The organism is Rhodoplanes sp. SY1 (assembly GCF_046000175.1).
In the GTDB taxonomy this organism is placed as follows: Bacteria; Pseudomonadota; Alphaproteobacteria; order Rhizobiales; family Xanthobacteraceae; genus Rhodoplanes.
Map to the genome: position 1 here is coordinate 15764 of NZ_JBEOMB010000015.1, position 24756 is coordinate 40519.

Below are 24756 nucleotides of genomic sequence, written 5' to 3' on the forward strand. Positions count from 1 at the left end.
TGCGGTCGGGAGAGAGGGAAGCGGTTCGAGGCGGCGGGCGATCTCGCCATGCGTCCGCCGGTAGCGAGACTCGATCGCTACGTCGGCGAGACCTGGTCGGTCGTGAGACCCTTCACCAGGGTCGGGCCGCCGAGAATGTCGAGAAGGACGGCGATTCGGCCGGTGTCGTCAAGCGACACCAGGCGCGCCCACAAGCCGGCGAACGGTCCGGTCACGAGCCGGACCGGATCACCGGGCGCGATCCCGAACGCCTTGCGGGCGGCGCCGAGATTGTGGGCGAGCTCGTACTCGTGCCCGACCAGGGCGGCGAGGAAGGCGCGGTCGATCACGGCCGGCCGGTCGTAGGCCGCCTCCAGCACCCGCCGCTGCCCCGGCACGGTGCGGATGATCCGCCACGCCTGCGGCCGCGCCGCCGGCCAGCCGGCGAAGACGTAGCCCGGGAAGAGCGAGCGGCGCACCTCGCGGGTGCCGCTCGTGTGATTGCTCCGCCGCGCCACCGTGAAGCGCGGCCAGTAGGCCGACAGCCCGGCCCGCACGATCTCGCTCGCGCACAGCGCCTCGCGGCCGCCGACCGTCTGCACGCATCCCCACACGAGATCGTCGTCGTCCGTCAGCCTCAACATGACGATGCCCCGTCGAGCTTCAGAAACTCCTCGCCGGCCGCCTCGGCCTGCGCCTCCAGCGACGTTCGTGATGGTGACACTCGCCCGGGCGGGCCGGTCGCGGCGACGGCGTTGCCTCGGGCGGGCGGCCACGGGTCGGGCAACCGTGCGCCGTGCCACCAGACCGGCGCCTCGAACGGACGGCCCGACCCGTCGCGATGCGTCGTGAAGGCGCCGGGCACGCGCTCGCGGTCGGCGTCGAGCCTCACGCCGAGATCGCGCAGCCAGTCGGTCCACCTCGCCCATTGCGGCGAGCCGCGATCGACGATCGGCCAAGTCTCGCGCGGCGTCCCGGCGAAACGCGCCAGCGCGAGCGCAAAGGCCGGCAGCGGCGGACACCAGGCGCCGGTCGTGCCGGCGTGCTCGGTCGGCCGCGGCATCGCGCCCCGCCGGATCGCGGCGAGCACGCTGCGCGCCTGCCACTCCGGCGAGCCGACCACGACCCAGACCGGCCGCGGCTGCTCGGGCGGCGCGTGGCGCCCATATTCCGGCCACAGCGCGCGGTCGCGCAAGTAGCGCTCGGGCGACACCAGGGCGGGCGGCCGCTTCGGGCTGCGGTCGCGCAAAGCGCGCGCACCGCGGGCGCCGCGCAGGGCGACGGCCCGCTCGGCGTCGTCGAGCGCGGACGCCAGGCGCACGACCTCGGCGGGTCGGTTGCTGACCACCGGATAGGTCGCTCGGAACTCGCTCAGCCACGTCTCGATCGCCGGATCGTCCTGCGGCGGCTCGGCGTCCTCCCCTCGGACAGCCTGCGGCGTCGCCCCGCCCGGGAGGGGGGCTTTGGGGGGAGAGTCTGGTGGTTCAAGTGATGGTTCTCGGGGTCGCACCAGTGACACCCTCCCCGTGTCACAGCCGTGCGACCCTCCCCGTGTCAGATCGATACCCTCCCCGTCGCAATCTGCGACCCTCCCCCCCGTGTCAGATTGCGACCCTCCCCCCGCGCCCGGGGAGGCCTGCTCGGCGGCCGGCGCGACCGCCTCGTCCGGCTCGTCGACCTGATCACGATCGCGCCGCACCACCTGGTCGGGCCGCACGTCGAGCCGCAGCCGGATCTCGTCCGAGGTCCGGCGGCCGTCCGGCTCGTAGCGGGCGAACCGGACCAGGAGCTGATCCTGCTCCAGCTCCTTCAGACGGCGCTGCACGGTCGCGCGCGATTGCGAGGTGTCGGCCGCCAGCCGGTCGATCGACGGCCACGCCCGGCCGTGCTCGTCGGCGTAGTTGCCGATCGCGACGAGGGTGAGCTTCGGCGACGGTCCCACCGGCAACGCCAACGCCCATGCGACGGCCTGAACGCTCATCGCAGCCTCCCGTCCTCGAACGACGATGGTCCGCTCATCGCGACGCGGTCCGAACCGACACGCACTCGCACGGCGGCGTCCGATCGCCCGCGATCCGGATGCGCCGGCCGTCCCGCCAGAACTCCGTCCACGGCCGCAGGCCCGGCTCGTGGCGCGTCACCTTGACCAGTGCGCAGGACCAGCAGACGCGCTTGGTCGCGTAGATCTCGCGATAGGGATCCGACCAGGTGTGGCGCGCCTCGCCTCTCATCCGGTCGGTCCGTCGTGCTCGCAGTCGCGGCAGCTGCCGTCGCACCACCACATCAGGCTCGACCACGCGCCGTGCACGGCGCCGAGATCGGCGATCCATCGCCAACCCGCGGCGAGGCGGGCGATCAGATCGTCGTGGCGCACGAACCGGAAGACGCCGGTCATGATCCTCACGACACCGCCCTCCCCGCCTCCGTCGGCGCCCGCATGAACGGCGCCTGCCCGTCCGGGCGGCGGCGCAGGAAATCCGGGATGTCGAGCGGGTCCGCCGCGTCGACGGGATCGCGCGACGTCACGCGAGGTTCTGCCGGCGCGCCGTCGGCCTCCGGCTCGACCACCTCGCCGGTCTCCGGATCGAACGGCGCGGGCCCCGTGGTCGTTGCGGCGTTGCGCTCGGGCTCGCGGAACGCGAGCTCGTCGCCCCAGGTCAGCCAGCCCGGACGCTCGCGGCGGGCGAACAGCTCGAGATACGGCCCGTCGACCAGACGCCCGATCCGATCGTGCACGGCGTCGGGCTTTCGCGAGTGCTCCATCACGGGCGCGACGATCAGCTGGGCGACGCCGGCGTCGCGGCGCCGCGGCGCGCCGCGGGTGGCGAGCCACGCCTGCTCCGGATTGGCGCGCGTCCAGTAGCCCTGGCCGAAATGCCAGGCCTCGCCGGTCTCGCTCTGCTTCACCCAGGTGAAGGCGCAGGTCTTGTGGACGAAGCCCCAGGCCTCGATCAGATCGAGCGCCAGCCGCGGCGCCCAGTCGACGATCCACATCACGAGCAGGCAATCGTCGGCGGCGAGCGCGGCGACCGGTAGCGTCGCCATGGCGGCGAAGTCGTCGGTCGTGTAGTGGGCGCTCGCCGAGCGGCCTTCACCACGCGCCGAGCGGGTGACGAACCGCCAGGCCGGATCGGCCAGGATGGCGCCGGCCCGAAAGCCGCTCGCCGCCAGCCGGTGCAGATCGTCGACGGTTCCGCCCCGCAGCGTGCGGGCCGCATGGGCCGCCTGGCGATCGGCGACGGCCTGATCGCGCGACAGATCGAGCGCGACACGCGCGCCGCGGCGCGCCATGTCGGCCCGCATCCGCTCGACCATCGCCTCGAACGCCTGCTCGGCGATCCCGGCGACCTTCTGGGCGCGCGACGACAGTTTCCGGTCGATGCCGACCGCGTCGAGGGTCACACGCGGGAATTGTTTCGTCTCGGCACATTTCTTCGGCGGCTGGCCGCGGCCGATCTGACCGGCATCCTTCGCCGCGCGGAGAAGCTCGCCGAGGCGGCGCTCGGCCCGCACCCGGATGGTCGCCGCGTCGATCTCGAGCTGCAGGTCGCGCGCCTGGCGGGCATAGACCCGCATCGCCTCGGCGGTGTCGCGGATCGTCTTGGCCTCGTCGACACGCCGGCAGTCCGCCAGCGCCCGGCGGGCCGCCTCCCAGCGGGCGAGCGCCGCCATGGCGGGTCAGCTCCGGCCATCGGGGTGGAGCGACGCGGGCACGGCACGCCGCGTGCTCCACCCCGACCGCCGCGCCCGGGCCGGCCTCGGGCCGGGCAGCGGGACGATGGGGCGCCTATACGGCGCCGAGGTCATGGACGGTCTCCGCGCCGGCCCGGCGCGGCCTCCGCGATCGCGTCGTCGGGCGCGCCGCTCTCGACCCGGTTCACAGCTGCATCGGCCTGGGCAGTGGCCGCCCGGCGCGCATCGATCTTGTCTCCGATCCGCGCATCGGCGGTGCGGACCGCTTGGTCGAAAACCTTGCGCAACGCGCTCAGCGCCGGCCGGTTGGCGGCGAGCTGGTCGGCCGTCAGCCCGCCCAGCATGAGGACGCCGCGCGAGAGATGGCTCACCGCGGCGGGCGCCCCCCGGTTCCAGTCGCGCACGAAGCGGCCGAAGAACGTCTCCACGGCGGCCCGCATCGGCGGGTTCTGGTCCGCGGCCTCGTCGGCCGCGCTTCGGCCCGAGCCGCAACCGTCCATCAGATCCGGGGCGACCGGGCGGACGGCACCGTTACGGCGCGGCCGGCTCACGGCTCGTCTCCGCGTTCGAGCCGCTCCAGCTCGCGCTTCGCCAGGATCACCCGTTCGCGCGCCCGGCCGATGCGCTTCTCGCGGCGATGGACGATCCAGTGGAGCGGCGGATGCGGCGCCGCGTTCATGCCGGCCTCGTAGAAGGCGTCGCCCTGCTCGGACCACAGCAGCGCCCAGAACGCCTCGAAGGACGGCGACTCGCCGGCGAGCCAGAGCTCGGCGGTGCGCGGATGCACGCCGGCCGCGGCGGCGAGATGCGCGGCGGTGTTGCGGGGCCACAGGCGCTTCGCCGTCCCGGCGACGATGGCGGAGGACCGAACCATGCTGCGGAGCTTTCCGCAGCCCGCTTCGGTCGATTTCTTGGACCTCGGCCGCGGATCGGGGTTTGTCTTCACGCCGCGCCCTCCCGCAGGAAGGGGGTCAGATCCGCGGGCGCCGGCACCATCTGCCACAGCGCGGGCGGCGCCGTCGCGCCGCGCGCCGCCAGGACGGCCGTCAAGGCCACGTAGGTTCGCGGCGGCATCCGGCCGGCGACGATCCAGTTGCACACCCCCGAATAGGAGATGCCGATCAGCCCGGCGACCGTGTCGTGTCCGCCGACGGTGCAGACGACGTCTTCGACGGTGGTGAGGATTCGCGCCATGACGAGCACCATTCCTCAAACATTTTGAGTCTACAAGTCTCAAGAATGCGAACTGGAGCCTCAAGAATGCTGAGCCGCATAATGCCGGCCATGAAGTCTCGCCAGCCATTGGGGAATCGGCCGGAACGCCGGACCCGCGCCCCTGTGAATCCCGAGGATCCGCGCGAGGTCGGGCGGCGGCTGCGGCTGATCCGCGAGCACGTCCTGAGGTACCGGACCATCAAGGAGATGGCCGATCGGCTCGGGATCGCCGAGAACCGCTACGGCAATTACGAGCGCGGCTCGCCGTTCCCGATGGACCAGGCGCTCAAGCTTATCAAGGTGGTCCCGGGACTCGACCTCAACTACATCTACACGGGCCGGTTCAGCGCCGGCCTCGACTACGGGCTGGTGCGATTGATCGAGGAGACCGAAGCCTCCGAGCCCGGCACCGCGGCGAGGCGCGGCTGACGGCGCGTCGACCGGAAGTAGTCCCGCACCAGCTTTTCCGCGATCGCCAGAACTTCGAGCGCCCTGTCCCGGTCCTCCGGCAGCTGCGTGACGAGAGCGAACGCGATCCGCTCCAGGCCCATTGCCCCTCCCCGCGACGATTGATCACCTTCTCCATCGCCGGCTAGCCGACCTCACGATCGTAGCATCGGTCGGGCAAACAACCCACCTGAACGCATTAGTTGTGGCGCAATCTCACAATCGAGGTGAGCGGAGGCTTAGCACCGGTACTCAAAATTTTTTAGAGTCCGTCTTCACAACTAAAATTTTTTGAGTGAAGATCGTCGGACCGCCGAAGCGGGAGCCCGCCATGCCTCCTCGATCACGTGTCTGCGCCACGCCGCATCCGATCGCGTCTCCGGCGGACCAGGCTCCGGCCGCTCCGAACCGGGTGCCGCCGCTCGCCGCCCTGTCCCCGGCGATGCGGCGGACGCTCGTCACCCTGCTCGCCGGGCCGCTGGAGCGGCGCCCGCGCGGCTGGTGCCGCCCGGGCTCGACCCATGTGGTCGCGTTCCCGGCCGCGATGGAGCCGCTCGCCCGCAAAGCCCTGGTGCTGGTGACCCGGCCCGGCGTCCACGAGCGGGCGCGGCTCACCGCGCGGGGAACCGCGTGGGCGCGCGCCGCCGCGGCCCGCGAGGCCGACCTCCTGCTGGCCGGCGCGCTCGCCGGATACGACTGGCTGTTCGAGCGCGCGCTGAAGAGCCTCGCGGCAGCGACGCCGGACGCGAGGCGCGCGCCATGACGCCCGACGAGATCGTCGAGATCGGCCAGGACATCGCCGCGGCGCTCTATGCGCGCAGCCGGGAGGTGTGCCGCGAGGCCCGCGCCGCCGGGTTCGACGACGACTTCGTGCGACAGATCGAGGCCCTGTTCCGGCTCGCCGCCGAGACGGCGGTGTTGCGCGCGGTCCGTCGCGGCGCGCTGGAGCGCGCCGAGGTCGGCCCCCCCGGAGTCCCGGCCGCGCCGGTGCCGGAACGGGTGCACTGATGGCCGGGCGCCCCGCCCGCACGGTGGCGAGGATCGCTCCCCAGCGAACGCTTGGTCTTGGACCGCAGCGACGGATCTCCTTGACCACGACGGGAGACTGGCGCCAGTTCGCCTCACATTTCGCGTTCAATGCGAATCTACACCTTTTACGTCGAAAAAGTGCATTTACGAGGTCCAGCCATGCCGAAGAAGTCTCCCAATCCGATCGATCAGCATGTCGGCAGCCGGGTGCGGATGCGCCGGCTCATGGTGGGTATGAGCCAGGAGAAGCTCGGAGACGCGCTCGACCTGACGTTCCAGCAGGTCCAGAAGTACGAGAAGGGGACGAACCGGATCGGCGCCAGTCGGCTGCAGCAGATCGCCGGCATCCTGCATGTCCCGGTCGCCTTCTTCTTCGAGGGCGCGCCGGAGCTCGACGACGACGACCGGCCGACCGGTGTCGAGAGCGTCTCGCCGGCCGTCGTCTCGGACTTTCTGGCGACCGTCGACGGCCTCGCCCTGACCCGCGCCTTCATGCAGATCGCCGACCCGAAGCTCCGGCGCAGCATCGTCGCCCTGGTCGAGGAGATCGCCGGGCCGTCGCCCGAGACCGCCCGTGCCTCGTGAGCGAGACAGGTTCGAGCCACATCCCTCAGAGGCGCTGAGATGGGCCGGCCGCGCACCGTTCCCGAGCGCGGCGACGTGCCGGCCGGCATCGTCGCCCAACGGCTCGGGCTCACCATGATGCCCGAAGAGATCGCCGAGGTCGGGCAGGATATCGAGTCCGCCCTCTACGCCCGCGGTCGTGAAGAGCACCGACGCGCCATCGAGGCCGGCTTCGGAGGCGAGTTCGCTGAACAGATCGCGACCGTGTTCTTCCTCGCAGCCCGCGTGGCGTTGCTCCGATCGCTGCGGCTCGCGAACTTGTCGATCAGCGGGGACGGGGCCGTGTCATCCGTGTCATTCCCGCCGTCGACCTTGCCCGAACAGGTGCACTGATGGCGGCGGGCTCGCACGTCGGACGGCAAGGAGCACCGTGTCAGGGCACACCGCACCGCCGGCGAATCCAACGTGCCGCGCTGTTGCCCGCACAGCGCGGCCGACCGCGGTTCGATCGAGATCGCATAGGCGTCCGAGGCTGACCCCGATGCCCCTTCGGCCCTGCCGCATAGCGCCTCCGCCCGACCTCGAGCCCGAGGTGGCCCGGGTGGTCGAGGCGCTTGCACGCATGGCGGTAAGGCGGGATACTGCCGCCCTCCGAGGGTTGTACGATGGCGCGGCGCGGAGCGATTTACGCACGGTACTCCAGCGACCTGCAGAGCGACCGGAGCGTCGACGACCAGGTCGCGCTTTGCCGTGACTTCGCAGCCCGCAACGCTATCGACATCGTCGGCACCTACGACGACCGCGCCCGCTCGGGAGCCAGCGTGCTCGGCCGCACCGGCCTGCTGGACCTCTTGAGCGACGCGCGTACCGGCGCGTTCGAGGTCGTGATCGTCGAGGCCCTCGACCGCATCTCCCGCGACCAGGAAGACCTCGCCGGCATCTTCAAGCGGCTGTCGTTTCTCGGCCTCGAGATCGTCGCGGTGCACGAAGGCGTAGCTGATCACATCCAGGTTGGGATCCGCGGCCTGGTCGGCGCCCTCTATCTTCACGACCTCGCCCACAAGGTCCGGCGCGGCATGGCCGGCGTCGTCCGCGAAGGACGGCACGCCGGCGGCCGCGCCTACGGCTATCGGCCGATCCCCGGGAAGCCGGGCGAGATGGAGATCATCGAGGCCGAAGCCGCAGTCATCCGTCGCGTATTCGCCCGCTACGCTGCGGGCGATACGCCGCGGGAGATTGCCGCCGCGCTCAATGCCGATGGCGTGCCGCCGCCGCGTGGCCGCTTCTGGCGGGCTTCGGTGATCAACGGGAACAGGAAGCGCCAAAACGGGATCCTGCAGAACGAGGTGTACGCCGGAAGGCTGGTGTGGAACCGGGTCAGGATGATCAAGGATCCGGACACCGGCCGTCGCGTGTCGAGGCCGAACCCGGAAAGCAAATGGCAGCGCACCGACGCGGCGCATCTCCGGATCGTCGACGACGAAGCCTGGCAGGCCGTGCGGGCTCGCGACTCCTACAGGCCGCAAGCGCCGCACCTCGCCCGCCGGCCTCGCCGAGTGTTTTCCGGTCGCTTGAAGTGCGGAGCGTGCGGCGCCGGGATGTCGATCAAGGACCGGGACAACGGTCGGCGGCGCATCATGTGCAGCCAGGCGAAGGAAGCCGGCGCGTGCGACCATCGCCGGGCCTATTACCTGGACGACATCGAGAACCGGGTGATCGAAAGCCTGCGCCGACGGCTCGGCAGCAAGTCTGCCATCGAGCACTTCATTCGGGTCTATAACGACGAGCGGAGCCGCGAACATGCCGTGGCCTTCGCGGCGCGCTCGAAAGCCGAGGCGCGCCTGGCCGAGGCACAGCGGACGCTCGACCGGGCGATCGACGATCGCATTGCCGGCCGCCTCAGCGACGAGGAGGCCGACCGGCGCTTGCCGGCGCTTCGAGCCGAGCGGGACGGGTTCAAGGCGGCGCTGGCCGCCACCGACGAACCGCCCAAGGTGGTGTCCCTGCATCCCACGGCGGTCGAGCAGTATTTGCGGGACATCGACCGTCTCGCGGACCTGATCGCGAACGATCCGGACGCCCACGACACAGATCTGGCGGACGCCGTCCGGTCGATGATCGACAGCGTCGTGGTCGAGCCGGCGCCCGCCCATACGCCTCCAGAGCTTGTGGTGAACGGCTCGCTCGCCCGGCTGACCGGTACCGGTTTGTTCCCACAGGCGAGGCTTACGGGGGGATCGATGGTAGCGGAGGAGGGACTCGAACCCCCGACACGCGGATTATGATTCCGCTGCTCTAACCAGCTGAGCTACTCCGCCGCCGTCGGCCGGACCTCGCGAGCCGGGCCTCGATGCGCGAGCGCTGCGAGGCACGGGACGCCGGTCGATCCCCGTCGAGCGATGCCCGATCGGGCCGGCTCCCCGGACGATCCGCGCGGCGTCGTAGCCTGACGGAATCGCATCGGGGACGGCTCCTTAGCACACCGTCCGGACCGCGCGCCACCCCTAGGACATCGGATTCGATTTGCCAAGAGGTTTGCCAAGGGGGATGCGGCCGAGCTCGGCGCGTGGCCGACTTGCTCCGCCGGTCCGGGGGGCGCACCCCGCATGGGCCATGCGGCTCCCTCCGCCGCGCCCGCATTCCGCGCGAAATGCCGCGCCGGGCGTGCCCGCCCGGCCGTGCGAGCCCGGTGGCTGCACGGCCCGCCCTGGTATAGATTTCGGAGGAATTTCGTCCGCCAAAGGTCATACCATGCGTAAGGTCTCGATCATCGTCGCCGCCGCCCTGGCGGTGCTGACCATTGCGATCCTCGTGCTCGATATCGTGCTGCCGGCCTACACGGGGATTCTTCACGCCGTCACGCTGCCGCTGATCGCCGCGCTCGCGGTGTTCCTGCTGATCGCCATCCTGCTCGACCGCGGCCGGCGCACCGCCGTCCCGGCCACGGCACCCGCCCCTGCCCCGACGCCCGCCGCCGCGCCGGCGCCGCCCGACAACCGGCACGCGGCCGAGGTGGTGAGCTTCCTCGCCGTGCTGCAGGAGAAGGGCCGCCTCGTCGATTTCCTGATGGACGACATCACCGGCTACTCGGACGCCCAGGTCGGCGCCGCGGCGCGCGTCGTCCACGAGGGCTGCAAGGCGGCGCTGGCCGAGCATCTCGTCGTCAAGCCGATCCGCACCGAGAGCGAGGGCGACAAGGTGGTCGTCCCGACCGGCTACGCGGCCGACGACTACCGGCTGGTCGGCAAGATCACCGGGCAGGCGCCGTTCACCGGCACGCTCGTCCATCACGGCTGGCGGGTCGAGCGGGTCGAGCTGCCGCGCCTGATCCGCACCACCGACCGGCTGCCGACCATCGCGCCCGCCGAGGTCGAGCTCTCCTGACGCGGCCCCGGCCGCGCGCCCTTCGGCGACGCCGCGGTAGCGGCATCATCGGCGCCGTGCCGATTGCCCGTCGCGATTTCGAAAAGACCCTTTCCATGGATTCTTTGCCATGACGAACCCGACCCCGCGCTACAGCCTGGGCATCGATCTCGGCACCACCAACAGCGCCATGGCGCTCGCCGAGGCGGACGGCGCCGGCACCGACGTCGTCGCCGTCACCCAGATCCTCGGGCCGAACCAGATCGGCGAGGCGGCGACGCTGCCGTCCGCCCTCTACATCCCGCATCCGGACGAGTTCCCGAAGGACGCGTTCCCGCTGCCCTGGCGATCCAAGAAGGACAGCGATCCGGTCGTCGTCGGCCGCTTCGCCCGCGACCACGGCGCCCTGGTGCCGGACCGGCTGATCACCTCGGCGAAGTCGTGGCTGTCCAACCCGCACATCGATCCGCGCCAGCCGGTGCTGCCGTGGGGCTCGGAGATCGCCGAGACGAAGCTCTCCGCCTTCGATTGTGCGCGCCGCTGCCTCGCCCACATCCGCGAGAGCTTCGCGGTGGCGATGGCGCCGCGCGGCATCGCGCTCGCCGACACCCAGGTGGTGCTCACCGTGCCGGCGTCGTTCGACGACGTCGCCCGCAACATGACGGCCGACGCGGCGGCGGCCGCCGGCTTCGGCGACGTGGTGCTCTTGGAGGAGCCGCTCGCCGCCTTCTACGCCTGGACGGCGCAGACCGGTAAGGACTGGCGTGCCCAAGTGCGGCCCGGCGACATCGTGCTGGTCTGCGACATCGGCGGCGGCACGGCCGACTTCAGCCTGATCGCCATCGCCGAGAAGGACGGCGTGCTCGACCTCGAACGCATCAGCGTCGGCGAGCACATCCTGCTCGGCGGCGACAACATGGATCTGGCGCTCGCCTACACGCTGCGCGCCGTGCTGGAGGACGCCGGCAAGACGCTCGGCGACACCCAGTTCCTCGCCCTCTCCCACATGGCGGGCCGCGGCAAGATCGCGCTGTTCGAGGACGATGCGCTCCAGGAATTCCCGATCTCGGTCCCGGGCCGCGGCTCCAGCCTGCTCGGCAAAACGCTGTCGGTGACGCTCGACCGCGCGACGCTGGAGCGCGTCGTCGTCGACGGCTTCTTCCCGCTCACCGCGATCGACGATCTTCCACGCACCACACGACGGACGGGGCTGCAGGAGTTCGGCCTGCCCTACGCGTCGGACCCGGTGATCAGCAAGCACCTCGCCCGGTTCCTCACGCGCAGCCGCGAGAACGTCGAGGCGAGCGAGGCGCTCCAGACGCTGGTCGGCGCGGGCGCGTTGTCACGTCCGTTCATCGCGCCGACCGCGGTGCTGTTCAACGGCGGCGTGTTCAAGTCGGCGGCGGTGCGCAAGCGGCTCCTCGATCTGCTCGCGTCGTGGACCGGGGGCGCCGCGGTGCGCGAGCTCGCCGGCGATCAGCCCGACCTCGCGGTCGCCAAGGGCGCCGCCGAGTACGGGCGCAACCGCATCACCGGTAAGGGCCTGCGCATCCGCGCCGGCGCCTCGCGCTCCTATTACATAGGCCTCGAGACCTCGATGCCGGCCGTACCGGGCTTCAGCCCGCCCCTGAAGGCGCTGTGCGTCGTGCCGCAGGGCATGGAGGAAGGCACCGAGGCGTTGATCCAAGGCCGCGACCTCGCCCTCGTCACCGGCGAGACGGCCGAGTTCCGCTTCTTCTCGTCGGAGGTGCGGTCGGGCGACGTGCCGGGCCAGATCGTGCCCAACGCCGAGCGCGAGCTTCTGGAGATCGCCTCGCTCGAAGTCGACCTCGCCGCCGCCGGCGACATCCCGCTCGGCCAGGCCGTGCCGGTGCAGATCAACGCCGTGGTCACCGAGCTCGGCAAGCTCGAGCTGTGGATGAAGCACACCAACTCCGACCGCCGCTGGAAGGTGGAGTTCGTGGTGCGGACGGAGTGACGAAGGCCTCGCGCCTCATGGTGAGGAGCGCTCCGCGGGAGCGCGTCTCGAACCATGAGGCCACCGCTTCGACGTGGCCGCCCCCGCCCTTCGAGGCGCCCGCTGCGCGGGCTCCTCAGGACGAGGGCGGAGAGATGATCGTGTGAAAGTATCGCGATGGCCCAGCCTCGGTTCTGCATCGGCATCGATCTCGGCACCTCGAACTCGGTGCTCGCCTTCGCGCCGCTCGGCGACGATCGCGAGGCCGCCGTGCTGGCGGTGCCGCAGCGCGACACGCCGGCGACCGAGGTCGACGCGGCGACGTTGCCGTCGTTCCTCTATCGCCCCGAGGCGGCCGTCGCGGCGCAGGTGACGGGGCAAGGGCAATGGCGCGGCGACACCGGCGACTGGATCGTCGGCCGGCTGGCGCAGCGGCGCGCCGGCGAGGTGCCGGGCCGGGTGGCGCACTCGGCGAAATCCTGGCTGTGCCATCACGGCGCCGACCGCACCGCGCGCTTCCTGCCGTGGGGCTCGGACGAGCTGAGCGAGGCCGAGAAGATCTCGCCGGTCGCCGCCTCGGCCATGATCCTCGCCCATCTGCGCGCCGCCTGGAACCGGCGCTTCGGCGAGCGCGGCGCGAGCTTCGCGTTCGACGCCCAGGACATCACGGTCACGGTGCCGGCCTCGTTCGACGCCGCCGCCCAGACCCTCACGCTCGACGCCGCGCGCGAGGCCGGCTTTCCCGCGCATGTGCGGCTCTTGGAGGAGCCGCAGGCGGCGTTCTACCGCTGGCTCGACCGCCACGCCGAAAGCGACGCCGCCTGGCAGGCGCTCGCCGGCACGGACACGACGACCGGCACGACAACCGACAAGACGGGCGCCGCGCCCCGCCATGTGCTGGTCGTCGACATCGGCGGCGGCACCTCGGACTTCTCGCTGTTCTCCGTGACGCCTCCCCAGGACGGCGGCGCCCCGGCGATCGAGCGCATCGCGGTCAGCGACCACATCCTGCTCGGCGGCGACAACATCGACCTCGCCATCGCGCATCTGCTGGCGCCGCGCTTCGGCGCCGGCACGGGCGTGGTCCCGACGACGCCGCGCGAGCTGTCGGCGCGCCAGTGGGACCATCTGATCGCCGCCTGCCGGGCCCTGAAGGAGCGCGTGCTGTCGAGCGACGGCCCGCCCGACGAGGCGTTCCCGGTGTCGGTGCCGGGCCGCGGCTCGGGGCTGCTCGCCGGCGCACTCTCGGCGACGCTGACCCGGGCCGAGCTCGACACGCTGCTGATCGACGGCTTCTTCCCGGACTGCTGGGCGACCGCCAAGCCCAAGCGCACCGCCGGCGGCGTGAAGGAGTTCGGCTTGCCCTACGCGGCCGATCCGGCCGTCACGCGCCATCTGGCCGCCTTCCTGACCGGGCGCCCCGCCGTCGACGCCGTGCTGTTCAACGGCGGCACGATGAAGCCCGCGCATCTGCGCCGGCGGCTGGTCGATCAGATCGCCGCCTGGCAGGAGGGCCGCGCGCCGGTCGCGCTCGACAGCGACGACCTCGACCTCGCCGTCGCGCTCGGCGCCGCCTCGGCCGGCCGACGGCAGCGCCGCGGCGCCGGCGGCATCGCGGCCGGGGCGGCCCGTGCCGTGTTCCTGGAGGTGCATCGCCGCGGCGGCGACGGCATCGCGGGCGGCCGCTCGCTGGTCTGCGTGCTGCCGCACGGCGCCCCGACCGACGCGAGCTACGAGGTGGGCGATCTCGATCTGCGCCTGCGGCTCGACCGGCCGGTGCGCTTCCAGGTCTACACTTCGACGCGCGAGGAGGACCGCGAGGTCGGCGACGTGGTCGCGCCGACCGAGGACTTCGAGACGCTGCCGCCGCTGGAGACGGTCGCCACCGTGAAGCGGTCGAACGCCGGCGACGCCGGCGCGACCGTGCCTGTCGCCCTGAAGGCGCGGCTCAACGAGCTGGGGCTCCTGCAGGTCGCCTGCCGCAGCCTCGACCCGCGCATCCGCGAGACCTGGCCGCTGGAGTTCAATCTTCGCCCGGCGCCCGGCGCAGCAGGCCCGGCGGCGTCCGCGTCCGCGAGCAGCGCGTCCGTGGCGGACGAGGCCCCTGCCCTCGGCGTCCCGCCGGAGAAGCTGACGGAGGCGAAGCGTGCCATCGGCGCGCTGGCGCAGCCGGCCGGCAAGAAGCAGAAGATCTCGGCCCAGCGCATCCTCGACGCCTTGGAGAAGGCGCTCGGCCGGCCGAAGGGCGAGTGGAGCGGCGTGCTGCTGCGCGAGATGTGGGCGACGCTGGAGCAGCACGAGGCCGCTCGCGCCCTCTCGGCGGATCACGAGGAGGCGTGGCTGATCCTCGCCGGCTTCCTGCTGCGCCCCGGCTTCGGCGTCACCATGGATGCGAGCCGCATCGATCGCCTGTGGGCGATCGTGCGCGGCGGCCTGCGCTTCGCCGGCAAGCGCAGCAAGCTGCAGGAGTACATCCTGTGGCGTCGGCTCGCCGGCGGGCTCGACCGCGCCCGCCAGGAGGCGCTGCTCGACGCCGAGCAGGACCGGCTGCTGCAGCCGAAATCGGCACCGGCCGAGCTGATCCGCATGGCCGGCGCCTTCGAGCGGCTCGGCCAGGAGCAGAAGGCGGCGCTGGTCGAGGCGATGCTGACGACCGTTGTGGAGCTCGCCGCCGAGCAGAAGGATTGCGCGCCGTGGCTCGCGGCGCTCGGGCTGCTGCTCAACCGCACGCCGTTCCATGCCGGCCCCGAGACCGTGGTCCCGCCCGATCTGGTCGAGGCGACCTGGGACGCGCTGCGCCGGCTCGACTGGGCGAGCCCGAAATTCGAGGAGGCGCAGACCCTGTTCCTGCGCGCCGCCCGCGCCGTCGACGATCCGCGTCTGAACCCGCCGCGCTCGTTGCGCGAAGCAATCGCCGGCAAGCTGGAGAAGAGCGGCGTGCCGGCCGCCCGCACGGTGCGGCTGCGCGAGGTCGTCCCGGTCCAGCAGGCCGACCGCGCGAGCCTCTACGGCGAGGCCCTGCCACCCGGCCTCATCCTCGGCGACGGCGGGTGATGATCATGTCCGCGCGGGACGATCCGATCGGTTCTCCGCTGGTCCCCGCGAAGGCGCAGCTCGGCAGGACAGGACCTGCCGGATCCTGATAAGGAACGTCCCGCTCGTCGCTCGCCGTCCGGGCGCAGCCAATCAGAACATTGGGGAGGAAGTCGATGAACCAGGATGGAGCCGCCCTGCCGTCGAACGTGCCGGTCGCCGTGATCGGGGCCGGGACCATGGGCAGCGGCATCGCGCTCGTCGCCGCGCGGGCCGGGCATCCGGTGCTGCTGCACGATGCCGCGCCGGGCGCGATTCAGCGCGGCGTCGACGGCCTGCGCCGCGATCTCGACCGGCTCGTCGACAAGGGCAAGATGTCGGCACAGGAGCGCGACGCCCAGCTCGGCCGCATCACGGCGCTGCCGAACATCGACGACATCGGCCCGGCCGGCTTCGTCATCGAGGCGATCGTCGAAGACTTCGGCGTGAAGCGTGATCTGTTCCGCCGGATCGAGGCCGCCGTCGCGCCCGACGCGATCCTCTCCACCAACACCTCGTCGCTGTCGGTGACGGCGCTCGCCGCCGTGCTGGACCGGCCGGAGCGATTCCTCGGCGTGCACTTCTTCAATCCGGCCCCGATCCTGCCGCTGGTCGAGATCGTCAGCGGCCATGTCACGACCCCGGCGGTCGCCGCGACAGCGTTCGCAACCTGCCTCGCCTGGGGCAAGACGCCGGTGCATTGCCGCTCGACGCCGGGCTTCATCGTCAACCGCGTCGCCCGGCCCTTCTACGGCGAGGCGCTGCGGCTGATCGCCGAGGGCGCGGCGACGCCGGCGACTCTCGACGCGATCCTGCGCGAGGCCGGCGGCTTCCGCATGGGGCCGTGCGAGCTGATGGATCTGATTGGCCACGACGTGAACTACGCCGTCACCCGCACCGTGTGGGAGCTCCTGTTCCAGGATCCGCGCTACAAGCCGTCGCTGGTGCAGAAGGAACTGGTCGACTCGCGTCAGCTCGGCCGCAAGACCGGCCGCGGCTTTTATGATTATTCGAAGGGCGCGGCCCCGCCCGTCGCGGACGACGCGCCCGCCGGCCCGCGGCCGAGCCGCGTCGTGATCGAAGGCGACCTCGGCCCGGCGGCGGCGCTCGCCGGCCTCGGGCAGGCGGCCGGCCTGAGCGTCGAGACGCGCGACGGCGCCGGCGTGATCAGGATCGACGGCGTCGCGCTCGCCCTCACCGACGGCCGCAGCGCCACCGCGCGCTTCGCCGCGGAGGGAGGGCCCGAGGTTCTGTTCGATCTCGCGCTGGACTACGGCACGGCGAAACGCATCGCCGTCGCCGCGGCCGACCAGGCGCCGTCGGGGGCGTGCGCCGCGGCAGCGGGGTTCTTCCAGGCGCTCGGAAAGCGCGTGTCGGTGCTCGACGACGCGCCCGGCCTCGTGGTGATGCGCACCGTCGCCATGCTGATCAACGAGGCGGCCGACGCCGCGCACCAGAAGGTCGGCAGCGTCGCCGACATCGACCTGTCGATGCTCAAGGGCGTCAACTATCCGCGCGGCCCGCTCGCCTGGTGCGACGCACTCGGCGCCCCCCGTGTCGCCGCCGTCATCGACGCGCTCGCGCACGCCTATGGCGAGGACCGCTACCGCACGGCGCCGCTCCTGCGCCGCCATGCGCTGACCGGGCGCCGCTTTCACGCGGCGTGATCCCTTCCCGGACGATCTGCTCGGGGCCGCACGAGGCTTCACCTCTCCCGAGGGAGGCTTTGCGCGACTCGATCATTCCGGGGCGGCGCGCAGCGCCGAACCCGGAATCCAGCCAAGGATATGGAACTCGCCGCTGGATTCCGGGTTCGCGCGCTGTCGCGCGCATCCCGGAATGACCGGGGATCACGGCGTCGTCGGATCCGTCACGGCCTCGAAGCGGTCGAACTCGACATTGATCAGCGCGCCGTTCACCCGCTCGGTCCTGCGGATGTAGACGGTCTGGACGATATCGCGGGTTCCGGCATCGATCGTGATCGGCCCGCGCGGGCTCTCGAAGGACAGCCCCGACAACGCCTTCATCACCGCCTCGCCATCGAGGCTGCCGCCGGTCTTTTCCAGCGCCAGCGCGAGCGCCTGCATGCCGTCATAGGCGGCGACTGAAAAATAGCTCGGCCGCATCGTCGTGCCGGCGATGCGCGCAATGCCGTCGACGAAGGCGCGGTTCTTCGCGGAGTCGTGCGCGAACGAGTAGTGGTGCGACGTGATCAGGCCGAGCGCGACGTCGCCGGTCGCCTCCAGATAGCTGTCGTCGGTCGCCTCGCCGGTGGCGATCAGCCTGATGCCCGCCTCCTCCAGCCCACGATCTTTCGCGGCCTTGAGAAAGGCGCGCGGCATCGGGCCGGACGGGAAGAAGAAGAACACGGCCTGCGGGGCCTCGTCCTTGATGCGCTGGACGTAGGCCGAGAAGTCGGGATTGGCGAGCGGGACGCGCAGCCGGCCGACCACGTTGCCGCCCGCCGCCGCGAACGCCGTCGTGAAGGCGCTCTCCGCGTCGTGGCCGGGGCCGTAGTCGGCGACCACCGTGAAGGCGCGAACGATGCCGTTCCTCGCCGCCCACCGCCCCATCGGGTCCGACACCTGCCGCACCGTGAAGGAGACGCGCGCGACGAAGGGCGACTGCGTCGTGATGCCGGACGACGCCGCGTTCATCACGATCGCAGGGATGCGGCCCTCGCGCGCGACGGCGCCGACCGCGAAGGCGTTCGGGCTGAAGTCGAGCCCGGCGAGCACGTTCACCTTGTCCCGCACGACGAGCTCCTGGGCGAGCCGCTTGGCGAGCTCCGGCTGGGCGCCCGGCGCATCCCTTCGGATGATCTCGACCGGTCGCCCGGCGAGCCGGCCGCCGTTCTCGGCGAGCCACAGCGCCATGCCGGCGTCGAACTGCCGGCCGTAATCCGCATAGGCGCCGGAATAGGACGCGATCACGCCGATGCGGATCGGTGGATCGGCGGCACCGGCACGCGTCGCGACGGCCGCGAGCGCCGCGAGCACGACGACGGCGGCAGTCGCGATGATGAGGGCGGCCGGCCGACGGCGGGCGGACGGACTGGACATCGTCAAGATCGAGGCTCCCGTGTGAAGCTCTGCACCCGCGGGGGTGACGGTGTGTCGTTCGGTGCTCCCGCCGGACGAGCGCCGGCGTCGAGGATCCGCAGCCGCGGACCGAATCCGCGAGCCGCACCGTAGCGTATCCCCGTCGCCGCGGCCGCAGCCGCGGCATCTCGGCACCCTCTCCGATCACGCGGGAGCGCGGACGCCCCGCCGACGCTGTGTGCTTCACGTCCCCGTGACGGGCCGGAAAAGGGCCGTCCGTCCGACGTCGCGGCGCGGTCGTGTCATGCCGCTGTCGCGTCACTGTCACGCATCGTGAAGTACGTATTAACCGGACCGCGGACAGGCGCGGACCCGGGCCGGTCGGCCCGCCGAAACGATCCGTCGCAGCCGCTCATGGGCGCTGCGGGGAGAAGTTTGCTGTGCCGTCGTCTGATGTGCCGTCTCGGTGCGAGGAGGGGTCCGTGCGTGGCCTGTCGACCCCGCGAGGACGTCCGGTCCCGCCCGAAACCCACACCGAGCACACCCACCGAGCACACCCACCGAGCACACCCGCCGAGCCGCTCGAATCCCATGTCGAAGCAAAGGACATCGTCGTGATCCATCGTTCGTTTCGCGCGCCGCTTCTCGCCGCCGCCCTGATGGCGGTCGGCCTCGCGGCACCCGGCCCGCAGGGCGTCGCGACCGCGCAGGAGATGCGCCTGATCGGCTCGGGGGCGAGCTTCCCGTTCCCGATCTACTCGGCCTGGTTCAAGCAGTTCAGCAAGGACAACAAGGTCATCGTCGACTACCAGGCGAAGGGCTCGGGCGCCGGCATCAACGACTTCATCAACAAGACGGTGGACTTCGCCGCCAGTGACGCGGCCATGACCGACGCAGAGATGGCCAAGGTCGAGGGCGGCGTGGTGCTGATCCCGATCACGGCCGGCGAGATCGTTCTGGCCTACAATCTGCCCGGCAATCCGATCGGCCTGAAGCTGCCGCGCGACGTCTACCCGCAGATCTTCGCCGGCAAGATCACCAAGTGGAACGACCCCAAGCTGGTCGCCGCCAATCCCGACCTGAAGCTGCCCGACCTGCCGATCACGGTGGTGCGGCGCTCGGACTCGAGCGGCACGACCTTCGTGTTCACCAAGCACCTCGCGGCGATCGACGCCGACTTCGCCAAGGCGATCGGCAGCGGCACCACGGTCGAGTGGCCGAAGAGCGACAAGATCGTCGGCGCGCCGAAGAACGACGGCGTCACCGCGACGGTGAAGCAGACGCCCGGCGCGATCGGCTACATCGAGTACGGCTACGCCAAGCTGACCAAGACCAACGCCGCGTTGCTGCAGAACAAGGCCGGCCAGTATGTCGCGCCGAGCGACAAGTCCGGCGCCGCGACGCTCGCGGCCGCCAAGCTGGGGCCCGACCTGCGCGGCTGGATCGAGGATCCGGAGGGCGCCGAGTCCTACCCGATCGCCACCTTCACCTGGCTCCTCTTCTACAAGAAGCAGGATCCGAAGAAGGCCGAGATCCTGCGCAACCTGGTCGAGTACGCCGCGACCAAGGGCCAGACGATCGCCGACAGCATGGGCTACATCCCGCTGCCAGCCCCGGTGGTCGAGAAGATCAAGGCCGCCGCCAAGGACATCCAGTAGCCGCCGCCCGCGCCCCGGCGGTCCGCATTCCGGCGGACCGCCGGCCGTGAGCTTGCGTTTCAGAGCCCGATCGGTTCCGCCGCACCACCGGACGCCGAGCAGTACGGACGCCGAGCATGTCGAACCATCCCTTCGCCCTCGCCGCCCCGCCCGGCGCCGTGACCCAGGCGCCGTCGGGGCCCGAATACATCGTCGACCGCGCCTTCCGGTCGCTCGCCTGGCTCGCCGCCGCGCTGATCCTGGTGCTGGTCGCCTACATCGTTTGGAAGATCGGCGGCCAGGCGCTGCCGGCGATCCGCGAGTATCACATCGACTTCCTCACCAGCTCGAGCTGGAACGTGCAGGAGAAGCGGTTCGGCATCCTTCCCGCGATCTGGGGCACGCTCTACTCGTCGCTGCTGGCGCTGGCGATCGGCGGCTTCTTCGGTCTGACCGTCGCGATCTTCCTCACCCAGGGCTTCCTGCCCGCCCGCGTCGCCTTCCTGTTCCGGCTGATCGTCGAGATGCTGGCCGCGATCCCGAGCGTCGTGTTCGGCCTGTGGGGCATCTTCGTCGTCATCCCGGCGATCCGCCCGGCCGCCAACTGGCTCAACGAGACGCTCGGCTTCATCCCGTTCTTCGGCACCTCGCTCTCGGGGCCGGGCCTGCTGCCCGCCGCCATCGTGCTCGCCATCATGGTGCTGCCGACCGTCGCGGCGATCTCCCAGGACGCGCTGAACGCCGTGCCCTACCGCACCAAGGAGGCCGCCTTCGGCATGGGCGCCACCAAGTGGGAGGTGATCCTCAAGGTGATGGTGCCGACCGCCGCCGGCGGCATCTTCTCGGCCATGGTGCTGGGCTTCGGCCGGGCGCTCGGCGAGACGATGGCGCTCGCCATGCTGATCGGCAACTCCAACCAGCTCACCCTGTCGCTGTTCGCACCGGCCGAGACGCTCGCCGCCCTGCTCGCCTCGCACTTCCCCGAGGCCGGCCCCGTCGAGGTCGAGGCACTGATGTACGCGGCGCTCGTCCTCCTCGCCATCACACTCGTCGTCAACATCGCCGGCATCGGCCTGCTCACTCTCACGCAGCGAAAGATCTCGGGTAAGGCATGACCGACCTCGCCGCCCCTTCCGGAAGCGTCCCGCCGATCGCCGGCGGCCCCGCCTCCACGCCCGACCTCGCCCATTCGTGGTCGGATCGTCGCGCCGTCACCAACGTCCTGCTCACCGCGGGCGCCTGGTCGATCGCCCTGCTCGCCGCGGTGCCGCTCGTCTCGGTGCTCTACATGCTGATCGTCGAGGGCGGCTCGCGGCTCTCGCTCGAGCTGTTCACCGAGCTGCCGCCGGCCGGGTTCGAGATGGGCGGCGGCTTCGGCAACGCCATCCTGGGCACCGTGGTGATGGTCGGCATCGCCGCCGCGATCAGCATTCCGTTCGGCGTGCTGGCCGCCGTCTACCTGGCGGAGCTCGGCCCGGACGACCGGCTCGGCCGCACCGCGCGCTTCCTCTCCAAGGTGCTGACCGGCTTCCCGTCGATCCTGGCCGGCGTGTTCTGCTACGCCGTCGTGGTGCTCGCGATGGGCACCTATTCGGCGCTCGCCGGCGGCATCGCGCTGTCGCTCCTGATGCTGCCGACCGTCATCCTCACCGCCGAGGAGGCGATGAAGATGGTGCCGCGCAAGATGAAGGACGCGGCCCTCGGCATCGGCTGCACCCGCACCCAGATGATCTGGAAGGTGGTGCTGCCGACCGCGCTGCCCGGCATCGCCACCGGCGTGATGCTGGGCGTCGCCCGCGTGTCGGGCGAGTCGGCGCCGCTCCTGTTCACGGCGCTGTTCAGCAACTACTGGCTGAGCCGCGTCAGCGAGCCGACCGCCTCGCTGTCGATCCTCATCTTCAATTTCTCCAGCATGCCGTTCGAGAACCAGATCCAGCTCGCCTGGGCCGCGTCGCTCGTCCTCGTGCTGATCGTTCTGGTGTTCAACGTGCTCAGCCGCCTGCTCGGCCGGCCGAAGTACTAGGAGGTGATCATGAGCGCCGTGGAAGCCATCCGGGATCAGGGTCCCTCCGCCGCACCGGCCGCGGCGAGCGAGATCGCCATCGACTGCCGCGTCTCGAAGATCATGTACGGGCAGTTCCTCGCGGTCCGCGACAGCCACGTGCCGATCCAGAAGGGCAAGATCACCGGCTTCATCGGGCCGTCGGGCTGCGGCAAGAGCACGGTGTTGCGCAGCCTCAACCGCATGAACGACCTGATCGACGGCTTCCGGCTGGAGGGCAACGTCCACTTCCTCGGCCAGGACATCTACGACAAGGCGGTCGATCCGGTCGTGGTGCGGCGCTACATCGGCATGGTGTTCCAGCAGCCGAACCCGTTCGCGATGAGCATCTTCGACAACGTCGCCTTCGGCCTGCGGCTGAACAAGTTCAAGGGCGACGTCGCCGAGCGGGTCGAGCACGCGCTGCGCCGCGCCGCGCTGTGGGACGAGGTGAAGGACAAGCTCAAGGCGAGCGGCCTGTCGCTCTCCGGCGGCCAGCAGCAGCGCCTGTGCATCGCCCGCGCCGTCGCCACCGAGCCGAGCGTGCTGCTGATGGACGAGCCCTGCTCGGCGCTCGACCCGATCGCCACGCGGCGCATCGAGGAGCTCATGCTGGAGCTGCGCAAGGACTACACGATCGCGCTCGTCACCCACAACATGCAGCAGGCGACCCGCGTCGCCGACATCACGGCGTTCTTCGCCGTCGACATCTCCAAGGGCGGCCGCACCGGCTATCTGGTCGAGATGGACGAGACCGCGCGGGTGTTCGAGGACCCGCGCGAGCAGCTCACCAAGGACTATATCGGCGGCAAGTTCAGCTGATCGTCGGCAGGAGGCTTCCATGGATGCGTCACGTCGCGCGGTGCTCGCCGGCGGGGCCGCGGTGCTGGCCGCCGTCGCCGCCCCGGTCGCCGCCCTCGCCCAGCAACCCGCAGCCGGGCCGACCGGAGTGGCGATCGCCGGGGCCGGCGCCACCTTCCCGGCGCCGCTCTATGCGAAATGGATCGCCGCCTACAAGGCCGAGCGCGGCGTCGGCGTGAGCTACCAGGCGGTCGGCTCCGGCGAGGGCGTCAAGCGCTTCCTCGCCGGCACGGTCGACTTCGGGGCCAGCGACGAGGTTCTGTCGGCCGCCGACGCCGCCAAGGTGCCGGGCGGCGCCGTGGCGGTACCGATCACGGCCGGCATGATCGTGCTCGCCTACAACCTGCCGAACCTCGGCGGCGCGCTGAAGCTGCCACGCGACGTCTATGTCGGGATCTTCGCCGGCACCGTCACGCGCTGGGACGATCCGCGCATCAAGGCGGCAAATCCGGGCCTCGCGCTGCCGGCCCGCGACATCGCGCTGGTCGCGCGACGCGACTCGAGCGGCACCACGGCCGCCTTCACGCGCCACCTCGCCGCCGCCGACCCGGCGTGGCGGAACGCCGGACTGGTCGCCGGCAAGATGGTGGCATGGCCGGGCCGGGCCATGCTGGCCGCCGGTAACGAGGGCGTCGCGGCGCGCATCAAGATGAGCGAAGGCGCGATCGGCTATGTCGAGTACGGCTTCGCCAGGCGGCTCGGCCTGCCGGTGGCGGCGCTGCAGAACCGCTCGGGCAGCGTCGTCGCGCCGTCCGCCGAGGCGGCGCAGCTCGCGCTCGCCGCCCGCTCCGACAAGGCGGGCGAGCTCGAGGCTTCGGTGATCGATCCGACGGCGGCCAACGCCTATCCGATCGTCTCCTACAGCTGGCTGTTCCTCTACCGGGACCCGCGCGACGCCGCCAAGGGCCGGGCGGTCCGCGACTTCGTCGCCTGGGGCCTGGGTCCGCAGGGCCAGGCCCTGGCGCGCGAGCTGGGCTATGTTCCACTGACCGCCGACATCGTCTCGCTCGGTCGCGAGGCGCTCGGCACCCTGTCGCAGTAACCCGAACCGAAGAGAGCCTCCCATTTCGGACGCCCTCGACCTGTCCAGTCCGGCGCCGTGCGCGCCGGGCACCGGAGCCGTGCTCGACCTCGCCGCGATCGAGGCGTCGCTGCGCGTCGTCGCGCACGCCTTCGCCCGGCTGAACCTCTCCCTCCAGGATCCGCGCGAAAACCCCGACGAGGGCTGGATCGACCGGATGATGGCCGGTTACGCCGCGGTCGACGATCTGCTCGAACGCAAGGTCGACCTGTTCGCCTTCGGCCATCTGCGCGAGTGGCTGGAGCTCAACGCGCTCGTCCTGTGCGGCACCGACGCGGCCGTGCGGGCCGACGCCGCCGGCCACCTCGCCGCCACCGAGCAGCGCTTCTACGAACGGGCCGACGGCGGCATCCGCGACATCGTCGAATGGCACGCGCTGCACGCCCACGAGTCGCCGTGGCGGCGGGCCGCCGGCGTCTATGTCCGGATGCTGAGCACGCCCGAGCTGTTCGTCGAAGGCAACCACCGCACCGGCACGCTGATCATGAGCTGGATGCTGGCCCGCGAGGGTCTGCCGCCGGTCGCGCTGACGCTCGACAACGCCAAGACGCTGCTCGACTGGTCGGGCGTGTTCAAGGCGCGCAGCAAGACCGGGCTGCGGCTGCGCCTGGAGATGCCGTGGCTGAAGAACCGCTTCGCCGCGGTCCTGGAGCGGAGCGCCTGTCCGGCGTTTCTCCGCACCGGTGTCCGCCCCGGCGCCGCGGTGTGACGATCCCGGCGCTCGGCCGCGTGCCCCGGACAAGGCGCGGCAGGCCACAGGCCTGATGCGCCGCAGA

At 71.3% G+C, this 24756-nt stretch carries 24 protein-coding genes and 1 tRNA gene; 15 read left to right on the forward strand and 10 right to left on the reverse strand.

All coding sequences use genetic code 11. The annotated features are described in order from the left end of the window. Positions 1-77: 77 nt before the first annotated feature. The 8 genes from ABTU92_RS05750 to ABTU92_RS05785 form a co-directional block, all read right to left on the reverse strand. Positions 78-623 carry a transcription termination/antitermination protein NusG gene (locus tag ABTU92_RS05750; protein ID WP_408088540.1) on the reverse strand — a complete coding sequence of 182 codons (546 nt, stop codon included), beginning with the start codon at positions 621-623 and terminating at the stop codon, positions 78-80. After that, on the reverse strand, positions 617-1960 hold the full coding sequence (locus ABTU92_RS05755; RefSeq protein WP_408088542.1) for a helix-turn-helix domain-containing protein: 1344 nt from the start codon (positions 1958-1960) through the stop codon (positions 617-619). Before ABTU92_RS05755 ends, ABTU92_RS05750 begins: the two co-directional genes overlap by 7 nt. Positions 1961-1994: 34 nt before the next feature. Continuing rightward, positions 1995-2210, reverse strand: coding sequence for a hypothetical protein (locus ABTU92_RS05760; protein ID WP_408088544.1), 216 nt, complete (start codon positions 2208-2210; stop codon positions 1995-1997). Continuing rightward, positions 2207-2383: a hypothetical protein gene (locus ABTU92_RS05765; protein WP_408088546.1), complete on the reverse strand. Its 177-nt coding sequence runs from the start codon at positions 2381-2383 to the stop codon at positions 2207-2209. Before ABTU92_RS05765 ends, ABTU92_RS05760 begins: the two co-directional genes overlap by 4 nt. Then, the gene (locus ABTU92_RS05770) at positions 2380-3651 is read right to left on the reverse strand and encodes an MT-A70 family methyltransferase (RefSeq protein WP_408088548.1); all 1272 of its coding nucleotides are present in this window, start codon (positions 3649-3651) and stop codon (positions 2380-2382) included. The genes ABTU92_RS05765 and ABTU92_RS05770 overlap by 4 nt, the downstream gene beginning before the upstream one ends. Positions 3652-3782: 131 nt before the next feature. Then, on the reverse strand, positions 3783-4223 hold the full coding sequence (locus ABTU92_RS05775; protein ID WP_408088550.1) for a hypothetical protein: 441 nt from the start codon (positions 4221-4223) through the stop codon (positions 3783-3785). After that, positions 4220-4546 (reverse strand): hypothetical protein, encoded by a 327-nt coding sequence (locus tag ABTU92_RS05780; protein ID WP_408088552.1) that lies wholly within the window; start codon positions 4544-4546, stop codon positions 4220-4222. The genes ABTU92_RS05775 and ABTU92_RS05780 overlap by 4 nt, the downstream gene beginning before the upstream one ends. Before the next feature lie 68 nt (positions 4547-4614). Further along, a complete protein-coding gene (locus ABTU92_RS05785) occupies positions 4615-4878 on the reverse strand; it encodes a hypothetical protein (RefSeq protein WP_408088554.1) in 264 nt (87 codons plus the stop codon). A 54-nt stretch (positions 4879-4932) separates the two neighbouring features. Between ABTU92_RS05785 and ABTU92_RS05790 the strand changes: the two genes are divergently transcribed. The 5 genes from ABTU92_RS05790 to ABTU92_RS05810 all read left to right on the forward strand — a co-directional run bounded on the left by ABTU92_RS05790 (position 4933) and on the right by ABTU92_RS05810 (position 9212). Continuing rightward, positions 4933-5316, forward strand: coding sequence for a helix-turn-helix domain-containing protein (locus ABTU92_RS05790; protein WP_408088556.1), 384 nt, complete (start codon positions 4933-4935; stop codon positions 5314-5316). A 349-nt stretch (positions 5317-5665) separates the two neighbouring features. Next, entirely contained in the window at positions 5666-6097 is a 432-nt protein-coding gene (locus tag ABTU92_RS05795; protein ID WP_408088558.1) for a hypothetical protein, read from the forward strand. Next, positions 6094-6342: a hypothetical protein gene (locus ABTU92_RS05800; protein ID WP_408088560.1), complete on the forward strand. Its 249-nt coding sequence runs from the start codon at positions 6094-6096 to the stop codon at positions 6340-6342. Before ABTU92_RS05795 ends, ABTU92_RS05800 begins: the two co-directional genes overlap by 4 nt. Positions 6343-6522: 180 nt before the next feature. After that, positions 6523-6948, forward strand: a complete 426-nt coding sequence (locus ABTU92_RS05805; protein ID WP_408088562.1) for a helix-turn-helix domain-containing protein — start codon at positions 6523-6525, stop codon at positions 6946-6948. Positions 6949-7592: 644 nt separating this feature from the next. After that, entirely contained in the window at positions 7593-9212 is a 1620-nt protein-coding gene (locus ABTU92_RS05810; RefSeq protein WP_408088584.1) for a recombinase family protein, read from the forward strand. On the opposite strand, the gene ABTU92_RS05815 is transcribed toward ABTU92_RS05810, so the two are convergent. Next, a tRNA-Met gene (locus ABTU92_RS05815) sits at positions 9169-9245 on the reverse strand. The two genes, ABTU92_RS05810 and ABTU92_RS05815, sit on opposite strands and share 44 nt — an antisense overlap. A gap of 433 nt (positions 9246-9678) precedes the next feature. On the opposite strand from ABTU92_RS05815, the gene ABTU92_RS05820 reads away from it, so the two are divergent. The 4 genes from ABTU92_RS05820 (at position 9679) to ABTU92_RS05835 (ending at position 16986) form a co-directional block, all read left to right on the forward strand. Further along, on the forward strand, positions 9679-10311 hold the full coding sequence (locus ABTU92_RS05820; protein ID WP_408088564.1) for a DUF2760 domain-containing protein: 633 nt from the start codon (positions 9679-9681) through the stop codon (positions 10309-10311). Between the two features lie 109 nt (positions 10312-10420). Further along, the gene (locus ABTU92_RS05825) at positions 10421-12268 is read left to right on the forward strand and encodes an Hsp70 family protein (protein ID WP_408088565.1); all 1848 of its coding nucleotides are present in this window, start codon (positions 10421-10423) and stop codon (positions 12266-12268) included. Between the two features lie 156 nt (positions 12269-12424). Then, a complete protein-coding gene (locus ABTU92_RS05830) occupies positions 12425-15301 on the forward strand; it encodes an Hsp70 family protein (protein WP_408088567.1) in 2877 nt (958 codons plus the stop codon). Between the two features lie 155 nt (positions 15302-15456). After that, positions 15457-16986, forward strand: coding sequence for a 3-hydroxyacyl-CoA dehydrogenase (locus ABTU92_RS05835; RefSeq protein WP_408088569.1), 1530 nt, complete (start codon positions 15457-15459; stop codon positions 16984-16986). Between the two features lie 183 nt (positions 16987-17169). Here the strand turns inward: ABTU92_RS05835 and ABTU92_RS05840 are convergent, their stop codons facing one another. After that, positions 17170-18381 carry an ABC transporter substrate-binding protein gene (locus ABTU92_RS05840; protein ID WP_408088571.1) on the reverse strand — a complete coding sequence of 404 codons (1212 nt, stop codon included), beginning with the start codon at positions 18379-18381 and terminating at the stop codon, positions 17170-17172. Between the two features lie 593 nt (positions 18382-18974). On the opposite strand from ABTU92_RS05840, the gene pstS (ABTU92_RS05845) reads away from it, so the two are divergent. The 6 genes from pstS (ABTU92_RS05845) to ABTU92_RS05870 all read left to right on the forward strand — a co-directional run bounded on the left by pstS (ABTU92_RS05845) (position 18975) and on the right by ABTU92_RS05870 (position 24689). Next, positions 18975-20018 carry a phosphate ABC transporter substrate-binding protein PstS gene (gene pstS / locus ABTU92_RS05845; protein WP_408088573.1) on the forward strand — a complete coding sequence of 348 codons (1044 nt, stop codon included), beginning with the start codon at positions 18975-18977 and terminating at the stop codon, positions 20016-20018. A 116-nt stretch (positions 20019-20134) separates the two neighbouring features. Beyond that, complete coding sequence (gene pstC / locus ABTU92_RS05850; protein WP_408088575.1) at positions 20135-21112, forward strand: phosphate ABC transporter permease subunit PstC; 978 nt, start codon at positions 20135-20137, stop codon at positions 21110-21112. Beyond that, positions 21109-22020: a phosphate ABC transporter permease PstA gene (pstA, locus tag ABTU92_RS05855; protein WP_408088576.1), complete on the forward strand. Its 912-nt coding sequence runs from the start codon at positions 21109-21111 to the stop codon at positions 22018-22020. Before pstC ends, pstA begins: the two co-directional genes overlap by 4 nt. Positions 22021-22029: 9 nt before the next feature. Continuing rightward, positions 22030-22860 carry a phosphate ABC transporter ATP-binding protein PstB gene (gene pstB, locus ABTU92_RS05860; protein ID WP_408088578.1) on the forward strand — a complete coding sequence of 277 codons (831 nt, stop codon included), beginning with the start codon at positions 22030-22032 and terminating at the stop codon, positions 22858-22860. A 19-nt stretch (positions 22861-22879) separates the two neighbouring features. Further along, positions 22880-23941: a phosphate ABC transporter substrate-binding protein PstS gene (pstS, locus tag ABTU92_RS05865; protein WP_408088580.1), complete on the forward strand. Its 1062-nt coding sequence runs from the start codon at positions 22880-22882 to the stop codon at positions 23939-23941. A 79-nt stretch (positions 23942-24020) separates the two neighbouring features. Further along, positions 24021-24689, forward strand: a complete 669-nt coding sequence (locus tag ABTU92_RS05870) for a hypothetical protein (protein WP_408088582.1) — start codon at positions 24021-24023, stop codon at positions 24687-24689. Positions 24690-24756 lie beyond the last annotated feature (67 nt).